General features: G+C 63.4%; 17 protein-coding genes. 5 read left to right on the top strand and 12 right to left on the bottom strand.

Annotation, left to right across the window (positions count from 1 at the left end; all coding sequences use genetic code 11):
• Positions 1-53 precede the first annotated feature (53 nt).
• Positions 54-1,067, top strand: a complete 1,014-nt coding sequence (locus ACYG9R_RS07290) for a class I SAM-dependent methyltransferase (protein ID WP_023715304.1) — start codon at positions 54-56, stop codon at positions 1,065-1,067.
• Positions 1,068-1,083: 16 nt separating this feature from the next.
• Here ACYG9R_RS07290 and ACYG9R_RS07285 read toward each other — a convergent pair whose 3' ends face one another.
• The 4 genes from ACYG9R_RS07285 to fabA all read right to left on the bottom strand — a co-directional run bounded on the left by ACYG9R_RS07285 (position 1,084) and on the right by fabA (position 5,528).
• On the bottom strand, positions 1,084-2,637 hold the full coding sequence (locus ACYG9R_RS07285) for a putative bifunctional diguanylate cyclase/phosphodiesterase (protein WP_023823754.1): 1,554 nt from the start codon (positions 2,635-2,637) through the stop codon (positions 1,084-1,086).
• A gap of 185 nt (positions 2,638-2,822) precedes the next feature.
• The gene (gene fabI, locus ACYG9R_RS07280; protein ID WP_023669564.1) at positions 2,823-3,635 is read right to left on the bottom strand and encodes an enoyl-ACP reductase FabI; all 813 of its coding nucleotides are present in this window, start codon (positions 3,633-3,635) and stop codon (positions 2,823-2,825) included.
• A gap of 33 nt (positions 3,636-3,668) precedes the next feature.
• On the bottom strand, positions 3,669-4,889 hold the full coding sequence (fabB, locus tag ACYG9R_RS07275; protein ID WP_023823753.1) for a beta-ketoacyl-ACP synthase I: 1,221 nt from the start codon (positions 4,887-4,889) through the stop codon (positions 3,669-3,671).
• Positions 4,890-5,012: 123 nt separating this feature from the next.
• Positions 5,013-5,528, bottom strand: coding sequence for a 3-hydroxyacyl-[acyl-carrier-protein] dehydratase FabA (fabA, locus tag ACYG9R_RS07270; RefSeq protein WP_023738185.1), 516 nt, complete (start codon positions 5,526-5,528; stop codon positions 5,013-5,015).
• Positions 5,529-5,873: 345 nt separating this feature from the next.
• Here fabA and irrA point away from each other — a divergent pair, with 345 nt between their 5' ends.
• Complete coding sequence (irrA, locus tag ACYG9R_RS07265; protein ID WP_023688734.1) at positions 5,874-6,305, top strand: iron response transcriptional regulator IrrA; 432 nt, start codon at positions 5,874-5,876, stop codon at positions 6,303-6,305.
• Positions 6,306-6,315: 10 nt separating this feature from the next.
• Positions 6,316-6,675, top strand: a complete 360-nt coding sequence (locus tag ACYG9R_RS07260; protein ID WP_023669568.1) for a DUF4260 domain-containing protein — start codon at positions 6,316-6,318, stop codon at positions 6,673-6,675.
• Between the two features lie 13 nt (positions 6,676-6,688).
• On the opposite strand, the gene ACYG9R_RS07255 is transcribed toward ACYG9R_RS07260, so the two are convergent.
• Positions 6,689-7,246, bottom strand: coding sequence for an SH3 domain-containing protein (locus tag ACYG9R_RS07255; protein WP_023669569.1), 558 nt, complete (start codon positions 7,244-7,246; stop codon positions 6,689-6,691).
• A 157-nt stretch (positions 7,247-7,403) separates the two neighbouring features.
• On the opposite strand from ACYG9R_RS07255, the gene ACYG9R_RS07250 reads away from it, so the two are divergent.
• Positions 7,404-8,405, top strand: coding sequence for a 2-hydroxyacid dehydrogenase (locus tag ACYG9R_RS07250; protein ID WP_023669570.1), 1,002 nt, complete (start codon positions 7,404-7,406; stop codon positions 8,403-8,405).
• Between the two features lie 12 nt (positions 8,406-8,417).
• Here ACYG9R_RS07250 and ACYG9R_RS07245 read toward each other — a convergent pair whose 3' ends face one another.
• From ACYG9R_RS07245 to dnaN, 6 genes are all read right to left on the bottom strand, one after another.
• Complete coding sequence (locus tag ACYG9R_RS07245; protein WP_023669571.1) at positions 8,418-8,831, bottom strand: aconitase X swivel domain-containing protein; 414 nt, start codon at positions 8,829-8,831, stop codon at positions 8,418-8,420.
• Positions 8,828-10,081, bottom strand: coding sequence for an aconitase X (locus ACYG9R_RS07240; RefSeq protein ID WP_023669572.1), 1,254 nt, complete (start codon positions 10,079-10,081; stop codon positions 8,828-8,830). The genes ACYG9R_RS07245 and ACYG9R_RS07240 overlap by 4 nt, the downstream gene beginning before the upstream one ends.
• The gene (locus ACYG9R_RS07235; protein WP_023823752.1) at positions 10,078-10,566 is read right to left on the bottom strand and encodes a GNAT family N-acetyltransferase; all 489 of its coding nucleotides are present in this window, start codon (positions 10,564-10,566) and stop codon (positions 10,078-10,080) included. Before ACYG9R_RS07235 ends, ACYG9R_RS07240 begins: the two co-directional genes overlap by 4 nt.
• Before the next feature lie 4 nt (positions 10,567-10,570).
• Positions 10,571-11,326 (bottom strand): molybdopterin-synthase adenylyltransferase MoeB, encoded by a 756-nt coding sequence (locus ACYG9R_RS07230; protein ID WP_352537298.1) that lies wholly within the window; start codon positions 11,324-11,326, stop codon positions 10,571-10,573.
• A 31-nt stretch (positions 11,327-11,357) separates the two neighbouring features.
• A complete protein-coding gene (gene recF / locus ACYG9R_RS07225) occupies positions 11,358-12,503 on the bottom strand; it encodes a DNA replication/repair protein RecF (protein ID WP_023669574.1) in 1,146 nt (381 codons plus the stop codon).
• A gap of 61 nt (positions 12,504-12,564) precedes the next feature.
• Complete coding sequence (gene dnaN / locus ACYG9R_RS07220) at positions 12,565-13,683, bottom strand: DNA polymerase III subunit beta (protein WP_023669575.1); 1,119 nt, start codon at positions 13,681-13,683, stop codon at positions 12,565-12,567.
• Between dnaN and ACYG9R_RS07215 the strand changes: the two genes are divergently transcribed.
• Positions 13,682-13,957, top strand: a complete 276-nt coding sequence (locus ACYG9R_RS07215) for a hypothetical protein (RefSeq protein ID WP_155922476.1) — start codon at positions 13,682-13,684, stop codon at positions 13,955-13,957. The two genes, dnaN and ACYG9R_RS07215, sit on opposite strands and share 2 nt — an antisense overlap.
• Positions 13,958-13,984: 27 nt before the next feature.
• Here the strand turns inward: ACYG9R_RS07215 and dnaA are convergent, their stop codons facing one another.
• Positions 13,985-15,529 carry a chromosomal replication initiator protein DnaA gene (gene dnaA, locus ACYG9R_RS07210; protein ID WP_031199302.1) on the bottom strand — a complete coding sequence of 515 codons (1,545 nt, stop codon included), beginning with the start codon at positions 15,527-15,529 and terminating at the stop codon, positions 13,985-13,987.
• Between the last annotated feature and the right edge of the window lie 343 nt (positions 15,530-15,872).

The raw sequence follows: 15,872 nt of genomic DNA, 5'->3' as shown, positions 1-15,872 counted from the left end.
TTATGTCGCGCCCGTTTTCGTTTAATACCCGTCTACGACATGAGAATCGAAGAATGGCCGCTGAGCCGCTGAAGACACTGTTCCATCCCTTCGAGGCCGAGGGGCTCCCTCTGCCGCAAAAGGGCGAGCGTGTGTTGTTCCTGGGTGCGGAGCCCGGCTTCCGCTTGCCGGAAGGCTTCGAGGCAGAGCTCCATCTTGCACAGGGTTTCCGGCCGCATCTCCGAGCGCTGGAGCGTGCCGGTCACAAGGTAACGCCCCGCTCGGAAGGCGATGCATTCGATGCAGCGCTCGTGCTTGCCGGCCGCCATCGTGGGCTAAACGAGATGCGTATTGCCGAGGCGATCGAACGCGTCACGCCGGGCGGTCTGATCATTGTCGCCGGCGGTAAGGACGAAGGCATCGCCAGCCTGCGCAAGCGCATCGACGAGCTTGTCCCCATCGAAGGGCATCTGCCGAAATATCACGGCATCGCCTTCTGGCTTCGCCGTCCGGTCGATCTGGCGCCCGCGGAAAAACTGCGCGTCGCCAATCCTGCCTTGGTCGTAGAGGACCGCTTCCGCACTGCGCCGGGCATGTTCTCCTTCGACCGGATCGACGCCGGCTCGAAACTTCTGGTCGACAACCTGCCCAAAGACCTGCGCGGCAACATTGCTGATTTCTGCGCCGGCTGGGGTTATGTCGCCGCCGAGGTCGCGGCACGTTCATCCGGTATAACGGGGCTCGACCTTTACGAAGCGGATTTCGACGCGCTTGAGGCGGCCAAGGGCAATATCGGCCAGACAGGCTTCGAGCCCGGCTTCTTCTGGACCGATCTGCTGAGCGAGCCGGTCGAGCGGCGCTATGATGCCATCGTCATGAACCCGCCCTTCCATCGCAGCCGGGCGGCCGAGCCGGAAATCGGCGCCGGCATGATCCAGGCGGCGGGCAAGGCGCTGAAGCCGGGCGGGCGGCTGTTCATGGTGGCGAACCGTCAGCTGCCTTACGAACCGGTTCTGAAGGCCGTCTTCTCCAGCCATGCCGAGCTCGCCCGCGACGGCATGTTCAAGGTTTTCTCCGCGCGCCGATAGGACGGTGCCGGTCGCCTCAATGCATGCTGACGATGCGCGCCGGCTCGTGGACGGGAATGGTCGGTCTGATATCGCCAGGCTTGATCTTGAGCGGCGCCGGCCTGCCGAACAGATAGCCCTGCACCATCTCGCAACCAGCTGCTCGCAAAAGCGTCGCCTGGTTCTCGGTCTCGACGCCTTCGGCGATGATGCCGACGCCGAGCGCCCGCGACAGGCCGACGATGGTAGAGACGACGGCGCCCGAATTGGAATCGGTGTCGATGCGGCTGACGAAGGAGCGGTCGATCTTCAGCTTGCCGAAGGCGAAGTCGATCAGGTAGCTGAGATTGGAATAGCCGGTGCCGAAATCGTCGACGGCCACCGAAATGCCCATGTCGGCAAGCTGCTGCAGGATGGTGGCGGCGCGGTCGCGGTCCTGCATCATCGCCGTCTCGGTCACTTCGAGCTCCAGCCGCGACGGCTTGATGCCGGTGCTGGCCATCGTATCGCGCACGATGCCGACGAAATCCTTGGTCATGAACTGGACCGGCGAGATGTTGACGGCAACGAAGCAGTCCTCGGGCAAATGACGGGCATCGCTGCAGGCCTTGTTCAGCACCCAATTGCCGATCGGGTGGATCATGCCGGTCTCTTCGGCGATCGGAATGAATTCCATCGGCGGGATCATGCCGCGTTCCGGGTGCTTCCAGCGGATCAGCGCCTCGTAGCCGACGATACGGCCGGTCGGCAGGTCGAGCTGCGGCTGGTAGTGAAGGTCGAAATCGCCACGGACGAAGGCGATGTGCAGTTCGGATTCGATCCAGTGGCGGTAGTCGGCGACCTGGCCCATGTAGGAATGGAAGACCGACCAGTTGCCCACGCCGCCGGCGCGGGCATTCTGCAGCGCCAGGTTGGAGCGGCGCAGGATGAGGACCGGATCGACGCCATCCTTTGGCATCGCCACGATGCCGACCGACAGGCCGACCGACTGCAGGTGGGAATCGAGCTGGTACGGCTTCAGCATCTCCTCGATCATGGTTTCGACGGTGCTTTCCATGGACCTTTGGAGTTGGTGTTCCCAGACAAGGATAGCGAACTCGCCGGCGCCGATGCGCCCCATCACCGCGCCTTCGGGCATGCAGGCCTTCAACCGCTTGGTGAAGCCGCGGATCAGTTCGTCGCCATGGCTGTAGCCGATGGCGTCGTTGATCTGCTTGAAGCGGTCGATGTCGATGTCGATGAGGAACACCGGCTCACCGGTCCTGATCGTCGCGAACGCCGCGTCGGCAATCCTGCCGACCATCGCCGGCCGCGCAAAAAGCCCGGTCAGCTTGTCGAAATGGGTTTCGTTGAAAACGTAGTCCACCGATTCATCGACGCCGGCGAAGAAGGACAAGGCAGCACCGGCGGCGGCCAGCGCGCATAGCGCCGACGCGATGCCGATCATGGTTTCCGCCTGCATGCCGGCAAAGCCGTCCCCGAAACCATGCCGGAGGCCCCAAAGCCCAAGGATGAAACTGCCAAGGCCCGAACTGGCGACGGTGAGCAGCCGGAACACAGGTGTTCGCTTCGGGTTGCTGACAGCAGGCATTGCTCAGTCCCTGTCGCATGATCCCGAAATCAACTCGACTTTCGGGAAATATCAAGCGCAAAATTCATAAAGGCTAAAGCATCCTTTGCGCCCAGCAAGAACGCGCAGAGCCCAAGCCCATAAGACTTCTAGCGGATATCTCCTTAAAATGAGTTTCCGCCGATGCATCTAATTTTTCTGGTGAATTAATCGCGTACGCTGTCGGTCTGCTTCAACTCATCCAGGGTTGGCATCGAGACGATGTGATAGCCGGAATCCACATAGTGGATTTCGCCGGTGACGCCTGACGAGAGGTCGGACAAAAGATAGAGCGCCGAGCCGCCGACCTCGTCGATGGTCACCGTGCGGCGCAGCGGCGAGTTGCGCTGCTGGTAGGAGTACATGTGGCGGGCGTCCGAGATTCCGGCGCCGGCCAGCGTACGCACCGGTCCCGCCGATATGCCGTTCACCCGGATGCCGCGCGGGCCATAATCGTTGGCGAGATAGCGCACGCTGGCTTCCAGCCCGGCCTTGGCGACGCCCATGACGTTGTAGTTCGGCATGACGCGGACAGAGCCGGCATAGGTCAGCGTGATCATCGCGCCGCCTTCGCTCATCAGCGGGGCGGCATGGCGGGCGACCTCGGTGAAGGAGTAGCAGGAGATGACCATGGTGCGGACGAAATTGTCGCGGCTGGTGTCGGCGTAGAGCCCCTTGAGCTCGTTTTTGTCGGAAAAGCCGATGGCGTGGACGACGAAGTCGAGCCCGCCCCATTCCTTGCCGAGCGTCTCGAAGGTGGCGGCGACCGATGCGCTGTCCTCGACGTCGCACGGCACCACCAGAGACGCCCCAAGCTTCTCGGCAAGCGGCTTGACGCGGCGCCCGAATGCGTCGCCCTGATAGGTGAAGGCAAGCTCCGCTCCGTGTTCGGACAATTTCCTGGCGATGCCCCAGGCGATCGAATGATCGTTGGCGACGCCCATGACGAGCCCGCGCTTGCCCTTCATCAGTCCGTCCATGGCCGGCAATCCCCCTACAAAAAAACGCTGGCCTTATGCGGAATAGCGCTGGAAAATCAGCGTTGCGTTGGTGCCACCGAAGCCGAACGAGTTGGACAAAACCGTGTCGATCCTGGCGTCGTCGATGCGCTTGCGCACGATCGGCATGCCCTCGAATTCGGGATCGAGGTTTTCGATATGGGCGCTCTCGCCGATGAAGCCGCCTTGCATCATCAGGATCGAGTAGATCGATTCCTGGACGCCGGCGGCACCCAGCGAATGGCCGGTCAGCGACTTGGTCGAGGTGATGAACGGCATCTTGTCGCCGAACACCTCTCGGATGGCGCCCATTTCCCGGGAATCGCCGACCGGCGTCGAGGTGCCGTGGGTGTTGATGTAGTCGACGGGCGTGGACACCGTCGCCAGAGCCTGGCGCATGCAGCGCACCGCGCCTTCGCCCGACGGCGCCACCATGTCGTAACCGTCCGACGTCGCGCCATAGCCGACGATCTCAGCGTAGATCTTGGCCCCGCGCGCCTTGGCGTGTTCGAGCTCCTCCAGGATGAGGACGCCCGCGCCACCCGCGATGACGAAGCCATCGCGATTGGCGTCATACGCGCGTGACGCTGTTGACGCCTTGTCGTTATACTTCGACGACATCGCCCCCATGGCATCGAACAGGTCCGACATCGTCCAGTCGAGGTCCTCATGGCCGCCGGCAAACATCACATCCTGCTTGCCCCACTGGATCAGTTCGTAGGCGTTGCCGATGCAATGCGCCGAGGTCGAGCAGGCCGACGAGATCGAATAGTTGACGCCGTGGATCTTGAACCAGGTGGCGAGCGTCGCCGACGCGGTCGACGACATCGCCTTCGGCACCGCGAACGGACCGATGCGCTTGGGGCTGTTGTTCTTGAGCGTGGTCTCGGCCGCCTCGACGATGGTGCGGGTCGAGGGGCCACCCGAGCCCATGACGATGCCGGTGCGCTCATTGGTGATGTCGCTTTCGCCAAGCCCGGCGTCGGCGATCGCCTGGTCCATCGCGACATGGTTCCAGGCCGCGCCCTGGCTCAGGAAGCGCATGGCGCGCCGGTCGATCATAGGGGTCGGGTCGAGCGTCGGCGCACCCCAGACCTGGCAGCGGAAGCCGTGTTCGGCGAAGGAATCTGAGAAGCTGATGCCTGATTTGGCATCATGGAGCGAGGATTGCACCTCGTTGGCGTTGTTGCCGATCGACGATACGATGCCGAGGCCTGTGACGACGACCCTTCTCATTCGCAACTCCTTCCAGCGGATGATCCCGAAACCCTAGTCGGTTTTCGCCGGCGATCATACGCAAAATCAAAATGCCGCAGCGGCGTTGCGTCTCGGAAGAACGCGCCGCTGCAGTGGCGCCGGTCAGGCGGCCGATTGCTTGGACAGCCCCACCTTGAGGTCCGTCGCAGCGTATATGGGTTCGCCGTCGGCCTTAAGCCAGCCATCGGCGATACCGAGCACCAGGCGTCCACGCATGACGCGCTTGAAATCGATGCCGTATTCCACCTTCTTGACCGAAGGCGTCACCATGCCCTTGAACTTGACCTCGCCGGTCGACAGCGCCATGCCCTTGCCCGGCTCGCCGAGCCAGCCGAGGTAAAAACCCGTCAATTGCCACATGGCGTCAAGGCCCAGGCACCCCGGCATGATCGGATTGCCGATGAAATGGCAGGCGAAGAACCACAGGTCCGGCTTGATGTCGAATTCGGCACGGATGAAACCCTTGTCGTAGGCGCCGCCGGTCTCGCTGATCTCGGTGATGCGGTCGAACATCAGCATGGGCGGGTAGGGTAGCTGGGCGTTGCCGGGCCCGAACAGCTCGCCGCGGGCGCAGGCGAGCAATTCCTCATAACCGTAGCTGGATTTCGAACCCGCCATATGTCTCGTCCCCATAATCGTCCCGGGCGGTGGGGCGCCCTTGTCGTTGGTTTCCTAACACAATCCCATTCGGGCCGGAAACCGGCGTTTGCGCTTAACCCGCCCGTCTGCCCGGGTCAATGCGCGCTCTCGCATCGGCCTGGAAATCGATTCCGATTTCCAGAAAGCACGATGCTACGCCAAAAGTGATAGAGCGCATTTGGTGCGTCCAACTGGCCGCACGTCGCTCTATTGATCGTATTCCGCCAACAGAATATATGTCGGGAGGTATCCAGTTTCGGTTGATGACGTTTTTTCGCCACTCTGGGCGTGTCTTGAGGCAGAACTGTGGGCTTGGACGGATAGATGGATCTGGGCTGCCGGAAGGAAAATGTCGCTGTGGACAAGCGGGTTCGCGAAGCCGGCCTCAGGCCGACACGCCAACGCATTGCGCTGGCCGATCTGCTGTTTGCCAAGGGCGACCGCCACCTTTCGGCCGAGGAACTGCATGAAGAGGCGGTCGCCGCCGGCGTGCCGGTCTCGCTCGCCACCGTCTACAACGCGCTTCACCAGTTCACCCAGGCCGGCCTGCTGCGCATCCTGGCGGTCGAGGGGTCCAAGACCTATTTCGACACCAACACCTCCGATCACCATCATTTTTACATCGAAGGCGAAAACAGGATCTTCGATATAGAAAGCGGTCCGGTGACCGTCTCCAACCTGCCGGAGCCACCCGCAGGCATGGAGATCGCCAATGTCGACATCGTGGTGAGGCTGCGCCCGAAGCGCAGCGTTTAAGCCCCAACCCGTGAAACCTGTCGATTTTGCAATCCGGCTCGAATGGGTTGCGGTCGCGGTCGTGGCTATAGTCGCCTATGCCGCGTCAGGCGTTTCCTGGTGGCTGTTCGCCCTGCTTATTCTGGCGCCCGACCTGTCGATGCTGGGCTATCTCGCCGGGGCACGGATCGGCGCTGTCGCTTACAACGCGTTGCACATCCTGATCGTCCCGCTGTTGCTGGCCCTCGCCGGATATGTTCTGGCCAATTCGACGGCGACCGCGATTGGTCTGATCTGGATCATCCACATCGCCGTCGACCGCGCGCTCGGCTACGGTCTCAAACTGTCGACCGGTTTTCAGGACACCCATCTCGGCCGTATCGGCCGTTAGGCCTCCAGCAATCTCAATTCTTGACGTGCTCGCCGGGATAGGCGCCCCACACCTGAGACTGGGCGATCCAGCCGGTGTGGCCGTCGAAGGTCATTTCGCACCACTGGCCATCGCAGGTTTTGATCGTGCCCGTAACGCCCGGCTCGATGATGGCGATGACGCTGGCGTCCTTATCGGCATCGTCGAGCAGATTGATTCGGCCACCTTTGGTGCGTTGCCAAGGGGCGACGATCGCGGTCCGGCGGCCGGACAGCAGCGACTGGTTGATCCAACCCTCCGAGCCATCGGCATCGCGCACCCGCCGCCAGGTATCGAATTCCTGGATGATTTCCATCGGCAGGCCGGCCTTTGTGTACATCCAGTCGACGGAATAGTTGGCGCCGGGGCCAACGCGCGAGTTGACGCGAGCCGATTTCAGGCTGACGAAACGCGGCAGCGGCAGGCCGCTCGGCCCGAGCGTGACCGTCTGCACAGGTGCGGCGGCACCTTGCGCCGCGGCTTGCGGGGAATGCAGGAGAGCGCCGAGAAGCGCTGCGCTGAGGATCAGGCGAAGCGACGCGAAACCAGACACTTTCATTCCTTTCGGCGCGTGCCCTTTGGTCCGGGCGCCCCTTTTTCTTTGTCTTCGGCGGCACCGCTTGTTACAGGAGTGGCAGGCACCGCGACCGGTATTCAGTTTCGCCTGTCTTGGTTAAAGAGGTCTCAACGAGATCGGGTTCGAGGAAACAATGGCAGGCAAAAAACGGCCTCTCGTCGTCATCACGCGCAAGCTGCCCGATCCGGTCGAGACCCGCATGCGCGAACTCTTCGACGCCAGGCTGAATGTCGAGGACCGCCCGATGACGCAGCCGGAGCTGGTCGCGGCGATCAAGGAAGCCGATGTGCTGGTGCCGACCATCACCGACCAGATCGATGCGGCGCTGATTGCCCAGGCCGGCGACAATCTCAAGCTGATCGCCAATTTCGGAAATGGCGTCGACAAGATCGATGTGGCGGCGGCGGCCAGGAAAGGCATTACCGTCACCAACACGCCGAACGTGCTGACCGAAGATACGGCCGACATGACCATGGCGCTGATGCTGGCCGGCCCGCGGCGGCTGGCCGAAGGCGCCAATGTGCTCACCAGCGACAAGAAATGGGCCGGTTGGTCGCCGACCTGGATGCTCGGCCGGCGCATCTGGGGCAAGCGCCTCGGCATTGTCGGCATGGGCCGCATCGGCACCGCTGTTGCCAGGCGCGCCAAGGCTTTCGGCCTGTCGATCCACTACCATAACCGCCATCGCGTGCTGCCGGCGGTCGAGGAAGGGCTTGAGGCGACCTACTGGGAAAGCCTCGACCAGATGCTTGCCCGCATGGACATCATCTCGGTCAATTGCCCGTCGACGCCGGCGACCTTTCATCTGCTTTCGGCGCGGCGCCTGGCTCTGCTTCAGCCCACCGCCTATGTGGTCAACACCGCGCGTGGCGACATCATCGACGAGGAAGCGCTGGTCAAGCTGATCCAGGACGGCAAGATCGCCGGCGCCGGCCTCGACGTCTACGAGCACGAACCGGCGCTGAACTCGAAACTGCTGAAGCTTGCCGCGAAGAACAAGGTCGTGCTTTTGCCGCATATGGGTTCGGCGACGATCGAGGGCCGCATCGACATGGGCGAGAAGGTGATCATCAACATCCGCGCCTTCTTCGACGGCCACCGGCCGCCGGACCGCGTGCTGCCGCTACGGACTTGAAGCGGGCCGCGTTCAGGATGCGGTTGTGAGGGCGCCATCCGCCGCGACACTCACACGCTTGCCGCGATAGGCCTCAAAATCGTCGCGCTCGAGCCTGAGCGCTACCGGCGTCGGCCAGCCCATTTCCCTGGCCACGATCAAGCCAAGCAGCAGGATCGCGTCCGGCTCGTGCAGCACGAGTGCCGTCGGCGCATGGCCATTGTGGACGAGTTCCATCAGCACGGCTGACGCTGAGGACGAGCCGATCGTGCCGGGCAGGAACAGCACACGCCCGGAAATGGTCTCGCCATGATGCGGGTGACGGACATCGGCGATGCGGCCGCTCTTCGGATCGACGCCACCCCAGAAGCTGATTGGCGCGGTCAGCACCAAGGCCAGCCCTTCGCCTCCGCTGCCCGGCACCAGTATGTCGGCTGCAGCATTCATGCGGCGATGTCCGTAAACCTGGGCTTACCGGCAACCGCGCTTTCCACGCAGTCGGCCAGCGAGCCGTAAAGCACGGCGTAACCGGTATTGCCCGGCGCGTAGTGCGCGAATTTTCCCGAATTGGTCATCAGCACGCCGCCGGCCAGATCCGGCAGGATCGGCGTCACCACCACGCAGGTGTCGGCGACGATGATGACGCCGCTGGCTTCGAGCATCTTGCGCTTGCCGTTCTGCTCCAGCCTGGTGAGCACGTGGCGGCCGGTGCAGGCGTAAATCGGCACGCTGAGCCGCCGCCCGCCAATCAGCCGCTCAAGTGCATCGAATTCGGCCAAAGACAGATGCGGACTGCCGATCGCCACGGCATCGATGGCGGTCTGCGTGGCTGCGGTGGACAGGCCGGCGCGGGCCTTCATGGCCATCTCCGGCGTTACGCGGATCATCGTTTCCGGCCTGCCGCCCACCAGGATGGTCTCGGCGTCGGGCGCCTCGGGCGTCACGCCGGCAATGTGGAACAGGCCGACGGCGCCCGACGATGCCGCCGCCGCGCCGAAGGCCTTCAGCGCATCCTCGCCGGGATGGCTGAATATGCCGGTGACGACGCCGATCGCATTGCCGACCTCACGGCCGTAGAGGTTGCCCAGCACCGGCCAGGCGATCTCGGAGCCAAGGAACGAGGCGGATAGGCCGGACACATCGAACAACAGCCGTGCCTGCCGGTTCTCGGGGCGATGCAGGCCGTAATCCGGCGCGCGGCCCGATATGGCGCAGGCGATGTCGAGGAAGTCGCCATAGCGGTTGGTGCGTGCCCCCAGAACCGAATTGCAGAACACCACCGCGTTGGATTCACCCCAGGCGACATCGCTGCCAAGCGCCGGCCTGTGGCCGGCCTGATAGGGCGCGCAGGTCCAGCTCTGCTCGCAGCCCAGTTTGCGGTAGGCCTCCATCATTCGTCGCGCCATGCCGCGCGCCGGCTCTTCGAGGCGCACGCGCGAGCAGCCCATCAGGTCGAGCGCGCCGACATTGAGCGTCGAGCGCACCGCGACCCTGGCGCCGCTATCGACCAGCCTTTCGGCAAACAGCGTGCCGGAATCGCCGTGATAGAGCGCGCCGTCTATATGCGTCGAGGCGATCGGGATAAGTCGCGGCGCGCCGAGCAGCGCAGCGCTTTCGGCAACGATGCGCATCGCCATCGCCGCCCCGTCATGGCCGGAGGCGACTGTCTGCTCCTGTGAGCTGAGTGCAAGGCTCACGCCAACTCCTTGCGCATGGTCATCGAGGTCGGCCGGTCATAACCGTCATGCGCCGTGCGCGCGGTTTCGCGGAAGCCGAGACGCGCAAAGGTTGCGTGATTTGCCGTGAGCTCGACCCGCGTCTGCAGTTCGATGGCGGGTTTGTTGCGGTTGCGGGCAAGATCCTCGACAGCCTGCATCAATCGCCTGCCGATGCCTCGGCCCTGAAGCCCGAGTTCGACGGCGAGCTTGCCGACATAGAAATCATCGGGTCTCTCCAGCGCAAAAACGCAGCCTGCGACCTGGCCGCCCTGCAGAGCCACGAACACCGTTTCCCGCCCAGCCTTGTCCCTCAGGCTTTCGACGCTCAGCAGATGCGCAGAGGAGGGCGGATCGATGACGCCGTCCATCGGCGCAAAGGAATGCATGATCAGGCTGAGCAGTTCATCCCAGCGCTCGAAATCGGAGGCGAGCTGCGTAACAAGGACGCTGGTGGACTGATCCATAAGCTCAGTTTCTCTTGTAGCGGATCGTGTCGAAGCGCGCCGACAGCGCATCGTAGAGCAGCAGCCGGCCGACCAGCGGTTCGCCGATGCCGGTGATCAGCTTGATGGCTTCCATTGCCTGCAAGGTGCCGACGACGCCGGTCAGCGCACCGACGACCCCGGCCACGGCGCAGGACGGCACCAGCCCCTCTGGCGGCGCTTCGGGAAAGAGGTCGCGATATCCAGGGTTCGGTCTGCCGTCGGCGCCGGTGCCGAACGGCATCAACACCGTCACCGAGCCGTCGAAGCGGCCGACGGCGGCATGCACGAGCGGCCGCTTTTCCGCCGCGCAGGCATCAGCCACCACATAGCGCGTCTCGAAATTGTCGGAGCCGTCGACGACCACGTCGTAGCGCGTGACGAGGACGGCAGCATTGTCGGCCGTCAGCCTGAAATCGTGCAATTCCACCGCGACATGGGGATTGATCCGGGCGATCGCTGCTTTTGCGCTCTCGGTCTTCGCCGTACCGACCGTATCGGTGGCGTGGATCACTTGCCGCTGCAGATTGGACAGCGAGACAATGTCGTCATCAACGATGCCAAGCGTGCCGACGCCCGCGGCAGCGAGATATTCCAGCACCGGCGCGCCGAGCCCGCCGGCGCCGATGACCAGTACCCGGGCCCGCTTCAGCCTCTGCTGGCCGGCGCCGCCGATCTCGGGCAGCACGATGTGGCGGGCATAGCGTTCGAGTTCTTCGTCGGTGAGGGCGGCAGGGGTCATTGCCCGACCATATAGCGGAGCAAAAACCTTGTCAGGTCTCTTCGGTTGGCCCAACCGTGCCGTGGTCGACGGTGAGGAACTGCGCGCGTCCCCTCAGGCTGGAAAACAGCGCGGCGTCGGTTCCGGTCATGAAGGCCTGGCAGTTCAGCTCCTCCAGGATCGAGAACAGCGCGGCGCGCCGGCCGGCATCGAGATGCGCGGCAATCTCGTCGAGCAACAGGATCGGCGTCATCGCCGACATCTCGCCGGTCAGCCTTGCGTGCGACAACACGATGCCGACCAGCAGCGCCTTCTGCTCTCCGGTCGAGCAGAGTTCGGCCGGCATCGCCTTGGGGCGGTGGCGCACCAGTAGATCCGAACGGTGCGGGCCATCGAGCGTGCGTCCGGCGGCGCGGTCGCGCTCGCGGCCGTCGGCAAGGGCGTCGCGATAGCGTTGCTCGACATCCACAGCGGGTGCTGAGGCGACATGGCTTTCAAGGTCGCCGAAGAGGCTGATGTCGGCTTGCGGAAACGGCCCGCTGGACGGCAACCTGTCGATCATGGCGGCCAGCAGGCGCACCAGCTCGGCGCGCGCCGCGGCAATCGCCACGCCGGTTTCGACCATTTGCATCTCGATGGCGTCGAACCATGCGCCGTCTCGCGAACCTTCCGTAAGCAATCGGTTACGTCCGCGCATCGCCTTCTCATAGTCGAGCGCGCGCTGGCCGTGGCCGGGATCGATCGCAAGCACCAGCCTGTCGAGAAAGCGCCGCCGGTCCGCGGCAGGCCCCGGGAACAGGCCGTCCATGGCCGGCGTCAGCCAGACCACGCGCAGCCATTCCAGCATGGCGTCGGCCGACCGTGCCGGCGCGCCATTGATGCGCACCTTGCGACCGCCCTCGCCGGCCGCTTCACCCCCGGTGATGCCGGTGCCGATCTCGACCTGCCCCTCCGGCCCGTCGAGCCTTGCGTGCAGCGCAAAGCCGCCATCGCCGCCTTCGCGGGCCACGTCGACATAGGGCGCCCGGCGCAGGCCGCGGCCAGGCGTCAGCAGCGAGATGGCTTCCAGGAGATTGGTCTTGCCGGCGCCATTGTCGCCGGAAAACACCACCGCGCCGGGTGAAAAGCCGATCGACAACGCCGCATAATTGCGGAAGTTCGTAAGTGTGAGCTTACTTATGTGATTTTGTTCCGGCAACCGCTATCCGCCTGTAGAAGTCGCCGCAATCACTATGCTGCAGTGTGCCGCAGTGCGGCTGCTACACCCGCATCGGCATCAGCACGTAGAGCGCGGTCTCATCGGCCATGTCGTGGATCAGCGTCGGCGAGCCGGCATCGGCCAGCATGAACTTGGCTTCCGTGCCGGTCAGTTGAGCAGCGACGTCGAGCAGATATTTGGCGTTGAAGCCGATCTCGATCGGGTCTGAGGAGTAATCAGCGGCCAGTTCCTCGGTGGCGCTGCCCGAATCCGGATTGTTGACGGCAAGCGTCACCTGGCCTTCGGTGATCGAAAGCTTCACCGCGCGGCCGCGTTCGGAGGAGATGGTCGAGACGCGATCGACGGCGGCGGCGAAGCTCTGGCGGTCGATGATCAGCTTCTTGTCGTTGCCGGTCGGGATGACGCGCTGGTAGTCCGGGAAAGTGCCGTCGATCAGCTTCGAGGTCAGAACCACGCTGCCGATGGTGAAGCGGATCTTGGTGTCGGACAATTCGGTGGTCACCGCGACATCGGGATCGTCGACCAGCTTCTGCAACTCGCTGACCGTCTTGCGCGGAATGATGATGCCCGGCATGCCTTCGGACCCGGCCGGAGCGTCGATTTCGGCGCGCGCCAGGCGGTGGCCGTCGGTCGCCACCGAACGCAGCTTCAGCTTGCCGCCAGTTTCATGCGTGTGCAGGTAGATGCCGTTGAGATAGTAGCGCGTCTCTTCGGTGGAGATGGCGAACTGGGTCTTTTCGATCAGGCCTCTCAGGGCGACGGAATCGAGCCGGAAGATGTGTGAGAAGGACCCCGCCGAAAGCTCCGGGAAATCGGACTGCGGCAGGCACTGCAGGCGAAAGCTCGAGCGGCCCGACGTCACCGTCATGGCGTTGCCGTCCTCATCGGTCTTCAGCATCACTTCGGCGCCGTCGGCCAGCTTGCGCACGATGTCGTAGAGGAGGTGCGCCGGAACCGTCGTCGCCCCGCCGCGCTCGACCTTTGCCGGCGTCGCTTCGGTCACTTCGAGGTCGAGGTCGGTGGCTTTCATTTCAAGGCTGGCGCCCTCGGCGCTGAGCAGCACGTTCGACAGGATCGGTATGGTATTGCGCCGCTCGACCACGCGATGAACGTGGTTGAGCGACTTCAGGAGATTGGACCGTTCCAGGATAACACGCATGACGAAACAGGCTCGCTTGAATGAATGGACGGGTCACCAGTGGGCGGCGCCCCGCGAAAGGTCTGAACAGGCTCAGAATCTATGCAAACTGACAGGAAAAAGCCAGCAAACGCAAGTCCGGGCCACCGGTTCGCGCCGGTTAAGCGGGCTTTCTGGGGATAAAGCGGACGTTGGCCGGCAACCGATGCATGTCGCCGAAAACTGCGCAGCGGTTTTGGGACAACGACATGCATCAAAACAAGAAAATTTAAAGCGCGACGACCGAATACTCTAACCCGGCGCGCTCCGTTTGCCGCGCCGATCAGGCTTGGTCGTTGATCAGCCTGCGCAACAGTTCCAGTTCCTGCGCCAGCGTGTTGTCGACGCCGGAAAGGTCCTCGATCTTGCGCACCGCATGCAGCACCGTGGTGTGGTCGCGCCCGCCGAACCGCCGGCCGATCTCCGGCAGCGAGCGCGGCGTCAATACCTTCGACAGGTACATGGCGACCTGCCTGGGCTTCACGATGGTGCGCGTGCGCCGGTTGGACAGCAACTCGGTCTTCGACACATTGTAGTGGCGCGCCACGATGCGCTGGATGTCCTCGATGCGCACCCGCTTCGGCTCGCCAGAGCGATAGATGTGCCCCAGGATCTCGTCGATGCGGTCGATGGTGATCGCCGGCTCGAACGACTGACGAAACAGCAGTTGGTTGAACGCGCCTTCCAGCTCACGCCCGCTGCCGGTGACGGTACGGGCGACATGGTTGAGGATCTCCTCCGAAATATTGAGCGACGCATCGTCGACCTTGGCCGTGGCAAGCCGCAGCTTGAGCATGCCGATGCGCATGGCGAAGTCCGGCGCCGACATTTCCAGCGCGACACCGCCATTGAGGCGCGAGCGCACCCGCGGTTCCAGCGATTCCAGTTCCGACGGCGGCCTGTCGGCGGCAACCACCACTTGCTTGGCGCTGTCGAGCAGCATGTTGATGAGATGGCAGAATTCGTGCTGGATCGACTTGCCCTGCAGGAACTGCATGTCGTCGATGATCAAGAGGTCGATGTCGCGCAGCTGTTCCTTCAGCGTCAGCGCATTGTTGTCGCGGATCGCGGTGGCGAAGCGCCACATGAAATATTCGGCCGTCAGATAGACGACGCGCGATTTCGGGTTCTGTTTCAGGGATTCGGCCGCAATCGCCTGCAAAAGGTGCGTCTTGCCGAGCCCGACGGTTGCATGAAGGAACAGCGGGTTGAAGCGCACCGAGCTCGACTGCGATTCCGCCACGGCTTTGGCTGCGGCGAAAGCCACCCGGTTCGACGGGCCTTCGATGAAGGAGCCGAACGTGTAGCGCGGGTCGAGCGGCGACCCCAGCACATTGTGCCGGAATTCGCTCTCGATCGGCGTGCCGGGACGAGGGGCGGGCGCCCGCTCCATCCTGCCGGGGCCGACCGTGCCGGCCGCCAATGCGGTCTGCGTATGCTTGGTCATCTTGCGCGCCGGCACGACCTCGGGTTCGACGCCATTGCGGGCCGGACGGGTCGCGGTGCGCACGACCATCTCAATCTTGAGGATTTCGGGATCCTCGTGCTTCCACAGATCGGCGATGAGATCGAGATAATGGCCATTGATCCACGAGCGCAGGAAGGCCGTGGGCACCGAGATGCGTACAATGCCCCGGGAAGCCTCAGCCACCTTCATACGGCCGAACCAGCTCGAATAGACCTCGGTTCCCAGGCGCGCCTTCAATTGGGCCTTGACCCGGTCGAACTTCTGTTCCGCGTCGTTGGAAGCCGCCATATCGTGCGCTCCGACCAATGTTCCGGGAAATGGCAGGTCGCCCGTAAGCTCCCGCTCGATGCCGCTCTGCATGATTGTGCGTCCCTTTTCCTTTGTACCTTTTTTCCGCCGGGAGTGCGCCTCCTGCACCCATGTTTCCGGCGACCGTATCTTCGCTACAACACCACCGCCGCCGCCGGCGGATGACGTTGCCTCGTCAAAAAGGGATGGGTCCCGGCTGCTTAAAGCCAGTCCGTCTGACATGTTCGGGCAAAGCGGTGCTACCCGGCGAAAACGCCGGTGCGCCATCAAGCTGCCATGTACAATTACGCCAGTCCCCTATCGTATCGAAAAGGCAAGCCATACCCGTTCGCGGAATTGATCCACGTCATGAATTCTGCCACTGTTAGCTGGCCGATTCAGGCTGGGTTAAGGG

It is taken from the genome of Mesorhizobium sp. RSR565B, assembly GCF_054719465.1.
This window is presented reverse-complemented; position numbering and strand designations above follow the sequence as displayed.